Here is a 14,657-nt window from a genome sequence, read left to right on the forward strand (position 1 = left end):
ACAAGGGGGTATTAAGGTTGACTCACGTACGCACAATCGTTCTGGGTGCTTCGCACTGGCATGTTCCGCTATGCGCGCCGGCCATTGCCGAAGAGCACGAGGTGATAGGGGTCGGTGACGACGACGTATCCCGCGTGCAGGTGCAGGACTTGGCGAAAGGCTGGGGGGCGCCGGTTGAAGCCGACTGGCGGAAGCTGGTTGATCTCCCTGACGTCGGACTCGCATATGTCTTTGGTCCCCATGACGGTATGGCTGAGAAGTGTCTTGCCCTGATCGAGCGCGGTATTCCGTTCGTCGTGGAAAAGCCCTTGGGCACTTCCCTTGACGAGCTTTCCGCCGTGCGTCAAGCCGCTGAGGCAGCGGGCGTGCCTGCCACTGTCCCGCTGGTCCAGCGCGGAGGACCCACAGAGCAATGGCTTGCCAAGGCAGGCAGGCCCGCTTACCAGCGAATGTCATTTATTGCCGGTCCGCCATCCCGGTATCTCGACAACGCCAATCCCTGGATGCTCGATCCGGTCAAGGCTGGCGGGGGTTGCCTCGCCAATCTGGGTCCGCATTTTGTCGACCTGTTCCTCAGGGGCAGTGGCGAAACCGCGGCACATGTGGACTCCCGGCTCTCATCGGCTCTTCACCACCAGGCTGTTGAGGATCATGGCAGCCTCATCATCACGACACCGGAAGGACGCGAAGCCATTGTCGAGGTTGGCTACGCATTCCCCGGCTCGCCGCTTAAGCGCTACTGCAGCTTCACCTCGGTCGGTGAGGCAGGATTCGCCTCCGTTGATTCGGACGGCACAGCTACGTTCACCGCGCTGGACGGCACCACGGAGGTCGACAAGATCAATGTGGACAGCGACCCTCTTTACGATCCGTTCGTGCGGAGCGTCGCACGGACACTGGAAGATGGATTCCGTGGCCTGACTACGCTGGCCCAGCTCGAAAACGTCATGCGCCCCATTTGGCGGGCCTACGACGACCAGCACGGAGGAAGAGAACATGCCTGACTTAAGTATCGACGTCGTCGCAAAAGCTGCCGGTGTCCACCGGTCAACGGTCTCCCGGGCATTCTCACGCCCGGAAGCGGTGAAGAGTGAAACACGCGAGCACATCCTCCGGGTCGCCGAGGGACTCGGCTACACAATGAGTCCACTCGCCCAAGCGCTTCGCCGAAAGACCAGCACCTTCGTCCCGCTGATCGTCCCTGACATCACCAACCCGTTCTTCGCGGAGCTTGCCAAGACGATGACGCAGGCGGCGGACGAGCGCGGCTACCAGCTGCTGCTCTGCGTCACCAACGGGGACTCTGCCAAAACCGACGGCTACTTCACAGCCATGCAGGCCATGTATGCCCCCTTCGGAATCGTCGCACCCTCCACAAAGGTCGATACCGAGGCCATGAAGCGCTTCGATTTCGGCCACAAGGTAGTCGTGATCGACAGAGTGGAAGGGGACGACTCCGTTCCGACCGTCACCGTCGACAGCCGCCGCGGAATCATGCTCGCACTGGACCATCTCCATTCCCTGGGACATACGTCGATCGGGTACGTCTCCGGCATCGCCGGAACTCACACCGCCCAGGACCGGATGGACGCGTATCTGGAGCTGTCCGCTGAAAGCGGCAGCACACCCGTTGTGCTGGACAGCGGGTCGGATCTGGATGCGGGCACGCGTGGGGCGGAGCATTTCCTCGAAATGGAGAATCCGCCAACAGCCATCATTGCCGCCAACGACATGGTGGCCTTTGCGGTCATCTCGGCCCTCGGGAGAAGCGGCGTGCGCGTTCCGGAGGACGTGTCGGTCATCGGCTTCGACGGTCTTGCCCTGGGGGCCCGGTTCAACCCGGCCCTAACGACCATCCGGCAGCCGATCGCCGATATGGGACACATCGCCATCGAACTGGCCGAGAAGCAGAACGCGAACGGCTCCGTGGACCACATCGTCCTCGAACCCGAGCTCCTGGTCCGTGCCTCCACCTCAGGACCTCGCAAATGACCGCGCAAAACACCGCCCGGACAGGAACACTGCGGCGGTTGCCGGGACTCCAGCACACAGACCACGTCGGACTGACGGTTCCAAACCTCGAGGACGGCGTCAGGTTCTTCGTCGAGGTGCTCGGGGCAGAAGAACTTTACCGGTCCGAACGCGGACCTGACACACAGTTCATGCCCACAAACTTCGACGTTCCGGCAGATGCCAAGCTCACGCTCGCCATGCTGCGCCTGCCCCCAAACCTCAACATCGAGCTTTTCGAGTGGAACAGCAGTGAGCGGCGCGAGACGCCACCGCGGCACTGCGACGCCGGTGGGCACCACCTGTGCTTCGTCGTTGACGACGTCGACGAAGCCATCGCCGTGCTACAGGAAACACCTGGGGTAAGGGTGCTCGGCGAACGCAAGGAAGTCGCCGGCGACAGCCCCCGCGTAGCCGGCAACCGCTGGACCTACTTCATCACCCCCTGGGGACTGCTGATGGAAATCGTTGATCGATCCCGCGTCGCAGCCCCGCCCCGGCTGGTCGGTCCTGCGGACTGGACAGCAGCTCCAAACACTTCAGAAAGGACAACGAACAATGCGGCTAGCCGGTCACACACTAGGCACCCCGAACCACACGGTTCCCCAGGCACTTAATCTCTTCCGGAGCTCCGAACTCGATGCGGCCGAAGTTATCTATCAGGATGACTACAAGTGCGGCCTGCCCCTGGGAGACCGTCGTGCCGCAATGGAGGCACTACGAGCGTCCGAAAGCGAAGGCATACCCATCGTGGGCCTGACGCCTTACACCACCGCTATCAACTCACTGAACAACACAGAATGGCACAAAGCAGTCGACGAATTCCGTGGAGCCATAGAGACCGCACATCTGCTCGGCGCCGACCGGGTCCGTGTCTACGCCGGTTCCTGGCACCCCGGAGACTCCGACCACGCGGCACGATGGGTACAACTGCGTAAAGCATTGGAGACCCTCGCACCTGAAGCTGACCAGGCAGGGGTTCGCCTTTGCGTGGAAAACCACTTCGGAACCATGACCCAGACCGCAGCGGACACCGCCGCCCTGGTCCGGGAAATTGCCCAGCCGTCCGTCCGCGTGCTTTATGACCAGGCGAACCTGACATTCACGCACGACGAAAACTACGAAGAGGCCTTCGCTGTTCAAGGAGACCTGATCGGCCACGTCCACGTCAAGGACCTTGTCTTCACGGATCCCAACGCTGCCTTCCGCGCCACTGATACCGCCCGGGTCAACGCTTCCGAGCGCGCCGTCCGTTCCCGTGTCGTGGGAAGCGGCGTCGTTCCATGGTCCCAAATCCTCGCCTCGTTGCTCCGGCACGATTACGACGACGTCTTGAGCATCGAGCTTGAATACCGGTGGCATCCACAAGACCTCCCCGCACCCGAGTACGGATTCCGTGAATCTGCCGCCGTCCTGCGCACGATGCTCACTGAACTGGCCGAAGTAAGGAACGCTCGATGAACACCAACCGTCTCCGCGTCGGAGTTATCGGCGCCGGTAACATCGCCACCATTGCCCAGTTGCCCACCCTCGTACAACGTGACGACGTTGAGTTGGCCGCTCTGGTTTCGCGGCGCGAGGATCCCGGCAGCCTGGTCCGCCGCTGGGGCTTCAACGCCGCCTACAAAACGGTGGAGGACATGCTTGCCTCGCAGGAACTGGATGCAGTCTTCGTGCTGACACCACGCTCGGAGCACGCCCATGCCGTTCAGCTTTGCCTGAGCCGTGACGTCGACGTGTTCTGTGAGAAGCCGTTGGCTCCGGCAACTGATGAGGCAGAACGTCTGGCAGATCTCGCCGACGAGCGGGGACGAATACTGATGGTCGATTTCAACCGCCGGTACGCGCCCGTCTACACGGCCGGTCGGGAAGCTTTTGGCGACAAAGGTGCCACCTTCTGCGTCGCGCAGAAAAACCGTCCTGGATCGGAATACCGTGCGACGTTCGAGAACGCCATCCATATGGTCGATCTCCTTCGTTGGTACTGCGGAGGCGAACCGGAACACGTCACCGCCCACGCCGCCGGTAGCGACCCGTGGGAAGAGGACGGCGTTGCAGCAACCATCCGCTTCAGCACCGGGAACACGGGCGTCCTGATGGCAGCGCGCACAGCAGGAGCCTGGAACGAAAAGCTCGACGCCTACGGTGACGGAAAGAGCGTCGAAGTCAGGGCACCTGAAACGGTCTCCACCACAATCAAGGGCGTCACCACGTCACGTGAACTCAGTGCCGAGGCGTACGGCTGGGCTACTGCAACAGACACTCTCGGATTCTCGGCCGCCGTTCACCATTTCCTGGACCGGGTCGCCGACAGGACGCAGCCGCTTACCTCAGGCCGCGAGGCTGTTTACACCCAACGCCTGCTTGACCAGATCCTCGCTGCTGCCGGCTTGCCCACCGAGGAACAAGCCGGGCGGGAGTGGGCCAGCCACGCAGTAAACGCAAGCTGAACAACCACGCCCCGCCCGCCCGATCTGCACTTCAAGTGCTGTGGAAACGGCGGCCCGGGACGAAACCCACTGAAAACAGGGAGGTGTACAGATAGCTCCACTTCGCCTCCGCCAAACTGGACCGCGAAACGGGGGAGCGGGGCGCATTCCGTTACGCGGCCGGCTCACCGCGCTACTCGGCATCGTTTCGGTTGCTTTCAGCGCCAGGGAAGCCGTTTCGGCGGTATCGCCACTCCTTGATCCAATTAGGGAGGACCTTCCCCTCGACGCGGTGACTACAGGGATCCTTGGGATGCTGCCGACCGCCGGCTTCGCAGCGATGGGCTTCATGGCTCTCCCGCTCGTCCGGCGCATCCAGCTCGAACACCTGCTCCTGGTTGCTATCGTGCTGACAACACTTGGCCAGGTAGGCCGCGCACTGGGATGGACCGTCCTGGCCTTTTTGGCTTTCACCTTGATCGCCATGTTGGGGATCGGGTTGGTCAATGTGGTGATGCCACCCCTGCTGATGAAGTACTTTCCCGACAAAACCGGGGGTCTCTCAGCCCTCCACGTCACTCTTCTCGGCGCCAGCACGGCCGTGGCGGCGCAAGCTGCCATACCTCTGGCCAATCTTTATGGCTGGCGGTTCTCGATCGGCATTTGGGCGGCCTTCAGTGCGATTGCAGCCTTACCGTGGCTGATTGGCCCTGCGGGCAAGGGAACAGGAACTGCCTCCCCAAACACAGCGCCACCGAATGCGCCGTGTTCCCGCAGGAATGCCATCAAGCCCTGGAGATCATCAATCGGCTGGGGCGCGGCACTGATCTTCGCAGGTTGCTCAAGCAATACTTTTGCGGCGCTTACGTGGCTTCCCTCGGTTCTTGTCGACAAAGGAATGAGCCAGGACACCGCTGGATCCATGTTGGCGCTGTACTCCATCCTGGCCCTCCCAGTTGCCCTTATTGTGCCTCTGCTAGTCATACAAATACCTCGGCCGCTACCCATCGCACTCCTTTTCGTTGTCATGTTCGCCGTGGGCTACGTAGGCATCATCTTTGCTCCACCCACCTCTGCCATGGTCTGGGTTGTCGTTGCCGGGCTTGGCCAAGGCGCCTACTCCTTCGTGTTCACGATGATCAACAAACGAGCACGAACCCAAGCCGGCTCGGGGGTCCTGTCTGGATTCGCCCAAGGAGCCGGCTACGCCCTCGCAAGCGTTGGCCCCTTCCTCTTCGGCCTCCTACGTCATTCAGGCGACGGTTGGCTACCCTCCTTCGGCATGCTCGGAGTCTGGCTCCTGGTGCTTACGGTGGGAGCCATAATGCTCAACAGGCCACGAGTGATCGAGGATGAGTTCCCGGCCGACGCTGCACCGGACGGAGCAAGAATGCCTCGAGCGCTGCCCGACTCCCGCAGGTCATAAAGCCAGACCTTCCTTTCGCTGGGGTACGGGAGCGCCCCACACGGAAGCCAAGCACTGCGTGGCACGCCGCCGCTCCAAACCCACTCTTACTGCAACCGATCTTAGGAATCGATCTCGCCCAACACGACCGGCCAACCACCCAACTACCTCGACTAAGGAACTCGAAGATGAAGCTAGTAACTCATGCTCACACTGCAGCAAACCCCCGCTGCACCCACGTCCATCACGGCGAGAACAAATGAGCCTCAAAGATCAGGTTGTTCTGGTAACCGGGTCCAGCGGGGGAATCGGCGATGCGGCTGTCAGCGCGCTCATAGCTGAAGGCGCCATCGTCGTAGGAGCTGACCGTTCTCCTAAAGAGGACCAGAACTTGGAGGCGTTTTACCCCCTCGACATCACCTCGGAACAGCAATGCGCAGCTACCATCCAGGACATCGCATCCAAACACGGCCGCATCGATGTTCTCATCCACGCAGCCGGAGTACTCGGTCCCACCCCCGGCATCATGGAGACAACCACTGAGGAGTTCGACTCCATTCTGAGGATCAACACCTCCGCGACCTTCACGATGGTGCGCGAGACAGCAAAGTCAATGCTTGAAACCGGGACGGCCGGCGCCATCGTTGTCCTATCCTCCGTTGCAGCGAAGGAATCTCGGCTCAACTACCTGCCCTACAACGCGAGCAAGCTCGCAGTCCTGCACATCATGTGGTCATTCGCCGAACTGCTCGGACCCAATGGCATCTCCGTAAACGCCATCGCCCCAGGCCCAGTGAACACTCCCATGTGGGCACAATTCGCCAAAGATTCCGGACCGGACGCAGCCGCCAACCGTGCAAAGCGTGCCGCGCAACTGCCGATGCGCCGATTCGCCGAACCCGACGAAGTCGCCCGCGCCATCCTTTTCCTCGCCGATCCCGACAACCGCTACATCACAGGGGTTTCTCTGGATGTGGCAGGCGGAGCACATCTGGGAATCGGAACATAAACCGCCGGCACGGGGCTTCACACATGCTGCCGCCCCGCGCCGCTACCCCATGGCCCACCCATCCAACATCAACGCTTCAGGGCTGCTCTCATTTCCTGAAAGGCAATTCAGCAATCGGAGACGAGTAGGAAGACCTTGATCCATCAAGGAGACACTTAATGCGACATCACCACACTGCCCTGCACGTAACGGACATGGAACGCAGCGCGCGGTTCTACGTCGATGGACTTGGACTCACCCGTCTGGATGCGTGGACGTCGGGACCATACATCGGCGAACTTTACCGCCGTCCCAACGTCAAGGTCAGAGCCATGCTTCTTACTACTAGCGATGGGGCCTTCCGGCTGGAACTTGCCCATGCCGAGCCTCTGCTGCCCGCCGTCAACCCCTCAGAAGCGCAGCCAGGCACGGCACACCTTGCCTTCACCGATATTGACGTAAAGCAGGTTTACGCCAAGATGACGGCGCTTGGCTACGAAGCGGTGTCCGAACCGGTGGCCCCGACCTCCGGCCCAATTGCAGGCGGATGGCTGGTCTACCTACTCGACCCGGACGGAAACCGGGTAGAGCTCATTCAGGCGCCCGACTGGCAACATGATGAAACGAGCGAAGACGGAATGCCGGTAACAGGTACTCCAACAAGTTAGTGTCAGGTTGGGGTTGTACTCAACCCGGTTTCGAACAACCGGTGATGCGAGCCCCTCCCCAGCAAGTTCTACTGCTGGCTGGCTGGGGAACCAGGGGTCTGTTCAAGCCCGTGCCCGCTTGACCTTTGGGGGCAGATACCGCGGCAGAACCCTGAAAGGCAGGTCTTGACGTGGCGTTGCCCTTGGCCTTTGCCCTTGCGGGCCGGCGCAGGTCAGCGTCCAGCGGCGCAGGGCGGACAACTATTCCGGGGTTTAGCCGGAGATTTGGCGTCCGAAACGGCCAAAATCAGTGCGGAGTACAGCCATGTTCTCGGAGACGAAGTTCCGGAGTCCGGGCACAGCGTCAAGCGCCTCTGGCCCTGCTCCGGCCGTGATGATCTCACCTGTGCCGGTGAGCCAGGTCATGGATCTGACGTTGTCGGCTGTGCGGCCGTAGGAGAGCCCGTGGGGGCCGCAGGCGTTGTTGCCGATCATGCCTCCGATGGTGCAGCGCGTTGCCGTCGAAGGGTCCGGGCCGAACCGCATCCCGTAGGGAGCAGCTGCTTTTTGCAGGTCCGAGAGAATGACACCGGGTTCGACGACGGCACTCCGGCTGGCAGGGTCGATGGAGATGATCCGGCTCATGAAGCGGGAAAAGTCGATGATCATGCCGGGGCCAATGGCGTTTCGGGCGCACGAGGTGCCTCCGCCGCGTGCGGTGATGGGAATTCCGTGGTTCTGCGCAACGGTGACCGCGGTGATGGCGTCGTCCCGGTGCCGGGGCATGATGACGATTTCCGGTGTTACCCGGTAGTTTGAAGCGTCGCTGGAGTGCAGGGCACGGGCCAGGCTGGAGCTGTCAACGATGCCTTCCAGAGAGCAACGCAGCTCCTTCAGGGCGGCGTCCAGCCCCGGGAAGGGTTCTGCGTGCGCGGCCGGCCTCATGTGGTACTCCTTGATGATCCTGCCTGGTCCAGGTGGCATTTGTGGGTGCCGCTGGTCTGGACGCAGCAGGTTCTGCCTGTACGGATCTGCTCAGTCTGTCCGGCGCCGGGAGTCTGCCATGGTTTTGCTTCCAGCAGACCCCCGAGTGGGCAGGTGCAGAGGTTCTAGCTGGCGTAGGGATCGGCGATGCCGATGTACTGGGTGGTGGTGTACTCTGCGATGCCTTCGGACCCGCCTTCGCGGCCGAGGCCGGACTGCTTGATGCCGCCGAAGGGTGCGGCGGCGTTGGAGATGACGCCAGCGTTGAAGCCGACCATGCCGAATTCAATCTGTTCGGCCACCCGCAGCAGCCGGTTGAAGTCCCGGCTGTAAAGGTAGGAGGCGAGGCCGTATTCGCTGGCGTTCGCCAGCCGGATCGCGTCTTCCTCCGTGGCGAACGTGGTCACCGGGGCGACGGGGCCGAAGATTTCCTGGCCCAGGATCGCTGCGTCGTTGGGAACGCCCCCGAGAACGGTGGGCTGGTAGAAGTACCCGGGCCCGTCCACGGGGGCACCGCCGGTGATGGCGGTGGCTCCTGCGTCGAGGGCGGCACTGACCAGCGCGTGCACGTCGTCGCGGGCGCCGGCGTCGATGAGCGGACCGACTTGGGTGGCGGGGTCGGTACCGCGTCCGGTGGCCAGGGCGCCCATCGCGGCGGCAAACTTCCGGGTAAATTCCTGTGCGACGGATTCCTGGACCAGGAACCGGTTCGCGGCGGTGCAGGCCTCGCCCATGTTCCGCATCTTGGCGGCCATGGCCCCTTCGACGGCCGCATCGAGGTCGGCGTCTTCGAACACGACGAACGGTGCGTTCCCGCCAAGTTCCATGGAGGTGCGCAGCACGTTCTGCGCGGCGTCGGCCATCAGCCGCTTGCCCACCGGGGTGGAACCGGTGAAGGAGACCTTGCGGAGTCGGGAGTCCTTCAGCAGCGGGCCGGAGATCTCCGAGGCCGAGGATGAGGACACCACGTTCAGGACACCGGCGGGAAGGCCGGCGTCGAGCATGGTCTGCGCGAACAGCTGCGCCGTGAGCGGGGTGAGCTTGGCCGGTTTGAGAACCATGGTGCAGCCGGCGGCAACGGCCGGTGCGACCTTGCGGGTGGCCATGGCCAGCGGGAAGTTCCACGGCGTGATCAGCAGACAGGGCCCGACGGGCTTGTGCTGGACCAGAATTTTGTTCTTGCCCTCCGGGCTGGTGAGGTAACGGCCATAGTCGCGCACCGTTTCTTCGGAGAACCAGCGCAGGAACTCGGCGCCGTAGGTGACTTCGCCGCGGGCTTCGGCCAGCGGCTTGCCCATTTCCAGGGTCATCAGCAGGGCGAAGTCCTCGGCCCGTTCGGTGACCAGGTCAAAAGCTCGGCGCAGGATTTCGGCCCGTTCCCGCGGCGCGGTCCGCGCCCAGGACGCCTGGACTGCATCGGCGGCGTCCAAAGCGGCGACGGCGTCGTCGCTCGTGGCCGAGGCGAGGGTGGCGAGCACCTGCCCGGTGGCGGGATCATGCACGTCGAACGTGCCGCCGTCGGACGCATCCCGCCACTGACCGCCAATCAACAGGCCTGTGGGAACCAAGTCCAGCAATTCCATTTCCTTCAATGCGGGGACAGTCATCTTCTACTACTTCCGTTCATAAGACTGGGGCTGGCGGTGCTCATGTCTGTGCCTAGTACGCCCTGACACGTTGTTCGACTACGAGGTGGATGAGCGCGAAGATCTGGTCTTCATTGATGGCTTTGAGCGCTGCTTCGACGGCGGCGGGGACATCGGCGTCCTGCTCTACTTTGATGCCGAAGCCGCCGAAGGCCTGGACCATGAGCGCGAATTCCGGGTTTTTTAGCTGGGTGCCGGAGACCCGTTCGGGGTAGTGGCGTTCCTGGTGGGTGCGGATGGTGCCGTATTCCTGGTTGTCCATGACGATGACCAGGGGAGTGGCGCCGTACTGGGCGGCGGTGGCGAGTTCCTGGCCGTTCATGAGGAATTCGCCGTCCCCTGCGATGGTGACGATGCGCCGGCCGGGGTATTCCAGAGACGCGGCGATGGCGGAGGGAACAGAGTAGCCCATGGAGCCGTTGCGGGCGCTGATCATGGATGCGTAGCGCTGGGTGGGGAAGTAGCGGTGCGCCCAGTTGGTGTGTTCGCCGGCCCCGAGGGTGATCATGGCGTCGGCAGGCAGGGTGGGCACGAGGTTGGCCATCAGGGTGTCCATGCGTGCCGGACCGGAGGTTGGTGCGGCTGGGGGGAGGGCTGCGAAGGTTTCCTGTTCGCCGCGCATCCGTGCCGTCCAAGCTTTCCATTCGTCCTTGACCGGGAGTTCAATCTTGGCAAGGTCGCGGATGAACACGTCGGGTTTGGCGACGATCTGGTAGGAAACCGGTCCCGAGCGGCCGCGGAGGGAGGGGTCGATGGTGACGAGGAAGTTTTTCTTGGACCAGTCCTGGCGGCAGAGAAATCCGTCGGTGATCACGTCGCCCGGGACAGTGCCGACAAAGATCAGCAGGTCCGTTTCTTCGAGCAGGTCATAGGTCGGACGGGGGCGGCCGTAGCCGATGGGCCCGACGTAGGACGGGGAGTCGAAGGGGACGGTGCCCTGGGTCCGCCATTCGGCCGCGGCGGGGATGTGGTGCTTTTCCAGCCACGCGGTGAATTGGTCGGCGCCTTCCTGTGTCCAGTCGTTGCCGCCGGTGACGAAGAGCGGTTTGCTGGAGCTGGCGAGGGCGGTGGCGAGGGCATCGGAGTCCACCGTGGTCATCCCTCCGGCGGCTACCGGGATGGGCGGGTGGAGTTCGGCGGGGATCTGCTGGCGTATGACGTCTTCGGGCAACCCGATGACAACGGGGCCGGGCCGTCCGTTCATAGCCGCGAAGAGGGCTTCTGCGACGATTTCGGAGGCCCGTTCGGCGTGGTCGAGGACCATGACGCGCTTGGCGCCGGTGTCGAACCAGGCCTTGATGTCGAATTCCTGGAAGGCTTCGCGGTCCCGGTGCGCGAAGGGGATCAGGCCTACGAACAGCACCAAGGGGGTCGAATCCTGCCATGCGGTGTGCAGGCCGACGTGGGCGTTTGCTGCACCCGGGCCGCGGGTGACCATCGCGATGCCCGGCATCTGGTTCATTTTGCCGTCGGCTTCAGCCATGTACGTGGCGCCGCCCTCATGGCGGCACACAATGGTCTCGATATTCGAGCCATGAAGCCCGTCCAAAACGTCGAGGAAACTCTCACCCGGAACCACGTGGGCGCGTTTGATCCCGTGGGCGACGAGCGTGTCGACGATGACATGCCCGGCGGACTTTGTCGCGGCCGCCCGGACGTCCGCTGAGCTTCCGGACTGGTCGGCAATGGTCTGTGTCATTTGCTGTGAACCTTTGATTCTCGGTCGTGATGATAGGTCGGTGTGGTGTCCGCGGCTTCCATGCCGGTGAGACCGTAGGCTTCCCGGGCCTGCTTGCCTGTGATGAATTCGATGAAGGCCTGCGGCTCACGGCGGGCTGCTGCCGCTTCGCCAAGGACGGCGGAGAACTCGGTAATTTGCTGGACCTCATCCGGAAGGGGGCCGATGATTTTTGCTCCGGGGACGCAGCGGTGCTCACTCATCAGCTGAACGGCGATGTCGGCCCTTCCATCGATGACCGCGGCGGCGGCGAATCCGGACTCGATGACGGTGGCCCGGGTATTCACCTGCCCGGCTATGCCCAGCCGTTCGAGCAGCCCGGCGAAGTAAAGGCCGCTTGCGCCGGCCCGAGAGTAGGCAACTGACCGGGCTGCGGTCAGTGTCGTGATGAGGCTTTCGACCGTGGTGATGTCCACATGGACGTCCCCGGCCGTAGCGATTCCGACCCGGACCCTGGCGACGGGGGTGCAGGTGGACAGGTCAACGATCCCGGCCTGCCCCAGAGCCGGCAGCTGGTGCGTTACGCCGATGACGACGTCGGGTCGGGCGCCTGCGGCGATACGTTCCAGGAGCGCATTTGTGGGTTCGTACACTGCTTCAACGGCGATGCCGGTTCTCTGGGTGAAAGCGTCGCAGAGGCCTTCGGCTAGAGCCTTCTTAACCGCAATGGTGCTGAAAAGAGAGACGGGCTGAGTGGCTGGTGTCACCATGTGAAGTCCATTCCGTTTTTTGAGGCCCTGAAAAATGAGAGCGTCGGCGCGCCCACATCAGCTGCTGCGGTGATGTGAGCTCCAGACTCCCTGGTCGTCGCTGCGGAAATAAATTCTTCCCAGTCGGCCATCCGCGGATCCACCTGAGGCGGCCGGTTTATAGCAGTCATGAGTGTTGCTCCAAGCTTCGTCGATTGGGGGGTAGCGATTACCCTGCGTCCTGAACCGGTGGGACGCGCCGTCCGTCACCATATAATCCGATTGGTTCGTACATCTAAAATACTATCTGAGTCAAAAGCGGTCAAAGATCAGCCCATTTCTCGGCCGCCCTTGCCAAGATTGTATTTTGATTGTACTTTTGGTAGCGGAAGGGAGCGAGTAATGAAGCTTGCAATCATTGGATGCGGGGAAGTGGGACGGCTTTATGCCGCAGCCGCTGCCCCGCACTTCGAACTGGTCCTGTGTGACGCCTACCCATCGGCGGCCGCGCAGGAGCTGGCAGAACACCTGGGGGTGGAACTGAAAAGCTCCATCGGACCCTGGCTCGCTGACATGGATCGTGTATGGGCCTGTGTCACCGGGGATGTTGCAGTCTCCGTTGCTGAACAGGCTTCTGCCCACGCCGGTCCAGGGGCGCTCTACGCTGATCTGAGCACCGCCAACTCCGCCGACAAGCGAAAAGCAGCCGAGCTGTTGGAGGCAAAGTCAGCCGGATATGTGGACGTTGCCATCATGGGCGCCGTCGGACTGACCGGGGTGAGAACGAATCTGCTCGCCGCAGGCCCGGACGCCGCTTCCGCAGTCAAGGACTTCGGGAAACTGGGGGCGCCGACAAGGGCCCTGGATAACGCCGCTGCCGGCGACGCCATCGCGCTCAAGCTGCTGAGGACAGTCCTGACCAAGGGGCTCGAGGCACTGGGCGTCGAGGCGCTGATCGCGGCCGAGAGCCAAGGGGTGCGTGCAGAGCTCTACCGGGTGCTGGAGGACATCGACACCGAGGGGTTCACGAACTTCCTGAATGCCGTTGTACGCACCCATGTCCTCCACGCCGAGCGCCGGTTCCATGAAGTTGACCGGGCCATCGCGCAGCTGGACGAAGCGGGACTGCCCTCATCCGTGCTCGCCGGAACGCGTGAGCGCTATGAACAGACAGTCGAGGCGCTGCAGGACTCAACTCCTGCGCCGGGCACAGCAGAAAACATCGACTCGGCAGTCTCCTGGCTGCTCGAATCCTCACAAGCTACCAAGGCCACCGCCTAAGGCAGCACCAAGTTCGCGCCCTGCCGGGTGCGAGAGAAGTAAGGAAGAACAATGGATCTAGGTATCAAAGACAAGGTCGCCCTCGTACTGGGTGCCGGCGGGGGCCTGGGCGGCGCTATTGCCCGTTCCCTGGCCGCTGAAGGTGTCAAGGTAGCTGTCGCTGACATCGAATCAAAATATGCGGACGTCACTACGGCGGCTATTAACGCCGCCGGCGGCACCGCCAAGTCCTTCGCGTGGGATCTTGCTGACGTCAGCGCGATCGATAAGAAGGTCGCGGAGATCGAGGCGGAGCTGGGCCCGATCGACATTCTGGTCAACAACACCGGCGGCCCGCCCCCCACGCTGGTCCACGGTCAGCCCACCGAGACCTGGAACTCCTATTTCCAGTCCATGGTCCTTCCGGTCATCGCCCTGACCGACCGTGTGCTCCCGGGCATGAAGGAACGCGGCTGGGGCCGCGTCATCACCAGCACCAGCTCCGGAGTCATCGCCCCGATCGCGAACCTGGGACTGTCCAACTCCCTCCGTTCAACCCTCGTTGGCTGGTCCAAGACCCTGGCCCGGGAAGTTGGCCCGTTCGGTATCACCTCCAACATCGTCCTCCCGGGCCGTATCGCAACCGGACGCATCACCTCCCTTGACGAGGCAAAGGCCAAGCGCGAAAACCGCCCAGTCGCCGATGTCACGGCCGAAAGCACCGCCTCCATCCCCGTCCAGCGCTACGGCAACCCGGACGAATACGGCCAGACCGTCACGTTCCTCTCCGGAACCGGCGCCTCCTACATCACCGGTTCGGTCGTCCGGATCGATGGCGGCCTGATCCCCAGCGTCTAACCG

General features: G+C 62.7%; 14 protein-coding genes. 10 read left to right on the forward strand and 4 right to left on the reverse strand.

The genetic code is table 11. The features are described from left to right. Positions 1–17 precede the first annotated feature (17 nt). From ACFRAH_RS06635 to ACFRAH_RS06670, 8 genes are all read left to right on the forward strand, one after another. Positions 18–1,004 carry a Gfo/Idh/MocA family protein gene (locus ACFRAH_RS06635; protein WP_377990116.1) on the forward strand — a complete coding sequence of 329 codons (987 nt, stop codon included), beginning with the start codon at positions 18–20 and terminating at the stop codon, positions 1,002–1,004. Then, positions 997–1,992 (forward strand): LacI family DNA-binding transcriptional regulator, encoded by a 996-nt coding sequence (locus ACFRAH_RS06640; protein ID WP_377990117.1) that lies wholly within the window; start codon positions 997–999, stop codon positions 1,990–1,992. Before ACFRAH_RS06635 ends, ACFRAH_RS06640 begins: the two co-directional genes overlap by 8 nt. Continuing rightward, a complete protein-coding gene (locus tag ACFRAH_RS06645; RefSeq protein ID WP_377990118.1) occupies positions 1,989–2,627 on the forward strand; it encodes a VOC family protein in 639 nt (212 codons plus the stop codon). Before ACFRAH_RS06640 ends, ACFRAH_RS06645 begins: the two co-directional genes overlap by 4 nt. Next, positions 2,569–3,471: a sugar phosphate isomerase/epimerase family protein gene (locus ACFRAH_RS06650; RefSeq protein WP_377990119.1), complete on the forward strand. Its 903-nt coding sequence runs from the start codon at positions 2,569–2,571 to the stop codon at positions 3,469–3,471. Before ACFRAH_RS06645 ends, ACFRAH_RS06650 begins: the two co-directional genes overlap by 59 nt. Next, positions 3,468–4,460: a Gfo/Idh/MocA family protein gene (locus ACFRAH_RS06655; RefSeq protein ID WP_377990120.1), complete on the forward strand. Its 993-nt coding sequence runs from the start codon at positions 3,468–3,470 to the stop codon at positions 4,458–4,460. Before ACFRAH_RS06650 ends, ACFRAH_RS06655 begins: the two co-directional genes overlap by 4 nt. Positions 4,461–4,641: 181 nt before the next feature. Next, positions 4,642–5,865, forward strand: coding sequence for a CynX/NimT family MFS transporter (locus tag ACFRAH_RS06660; protein WP_377990293.1), 1,224 nt, complete (start codon positions 4,642–4,644; stop codon positions 5,863–5,865). A 238-nt stretch (positions 5,866–6,103) separates the two neighbouring features. Then, the gene (locus ACFRAH_RS06665) at positions 6,104–6,853 is read left to right on the forward strand and encodes an SDR family NAD(P)-dependent oxidoreductase (RefSeq protein WP_377990121.1); all 750 of its coding nucleotides are present in this window, start codon (positions 6,104–6,106) and stop codon (positions 6,851–6,853) included. Positions 6,854–7,011: 158 nt separating this feature from the next. After that, positions 7,012–7,500 (forward strand): VOC family protein, encoded by a 489-nt coding sequence (locus ACFRAH_RS06670; RefSeq protein WP_377990122.1) that lies wholly within the window; start codon positions 7,012–7,014, stop codon positions 7,498–7,500. Between the two features lie 252 nt (positions 7,501–7,752). Here ACFRAH_RS06670 and ACFRAH_RS06675 read toward each other — a convergent pair whose 3' ends face one another. The 4 genes from ACFRAH_RS06675 to ACFRAH_RS06690 all read right to left on the reverse strand — a co-directional run bounded on the left by ACFRAH_RS06675 (position 7,753) and on the right by ACFRAH_RS06690 (position 12,557). Next, positions 7,753–8,424 (reverse strand): FAD-binding oxidoreductase, encoded by a 672-nt coding sequence (locus tag ACFRAH_RS06675; RefSeq protein WP_377990123.1) that lies wholly within the window; start codon positions 8,422–8,424, stop codon positions 7,753–7,755. A gap of 164 nt (positions 8,425–8,588) precedes the next feature. Beyond that, positions 8,589–10,070, reverse strand: coding sequence for an NAD-dependent succinate-semialdehyde dehydrogenase (locus ACFRAH_RS06680; RefSeq protein ID WP_377990124.1), 1,482 nt, complete (start codon positions 10,068–10,070; stop codon positions 8,589–8,591). Positions 10,071–10,122: 52 nt separating this feature from the next. Next, positions 10,123–11,808, reverse strand: a complete 1,686-nt coding sequence (locus tag ACFRAH_RS06685; RefSeq protein WP_377990125.1) for a thiamine pyrophosphate-dependent enzyme — start codon at positions 11,806–11,808, stop codon at positions 10,123–10,125. Continuing rightward, on the reverse strand, positions 11,805–12,557 hold the full coding sequence (locus ACFRAH_RS06690; protein WP_377990126.1) for a substrate-binding domain-containing protein: 753 nt from the start codon (positions 12,555–12,557) through the stop codon (positions 11,805–11,807). Before ACFRAH_RS06690 ends, ACFRAH_RS06685 begins: the two co-directional genes overlap by 4 nt. A 381-nt stretch (positions 12,558–12,938) precedes the next feature. On the opposite strand from ACFRAH_RS06690, the gene ACFRAH_RS06695 reads away from it, so the two are divergent. Beyond that, entirely contained in the window at positions 12,939–13,817 is an 879-nt protein-coding gene (locus ACFRAH_RS06695) for an NAD(P)-binding domain-containing protein (RefSeq protein ID WP_377990127.1), read from the forward strand. Positions 13,818–13,868: 51 nt separating this feature from the next. Then, positions 13,869–14,654, forward strand: coding sequence for an SDR family oxidoreductase (locus ACFRAH_RS06700; RefSeq protein WP_377990128.1), 786 nt, complete (start codon positions 13,869–13,871; stop codon positions 14,652–14,654). Positions 14,655–14,657 lie beyond the last annotated feature (3 nt).

It is taken from the genome of Arthrobacter sp. NPDC056727 (genome assembly GCF_042790555.1).
GTDB lineage: Bacteria > Actinomycetota > Actinomycetes > Actinomycetales > Micrococcaceae > Arthrobacter.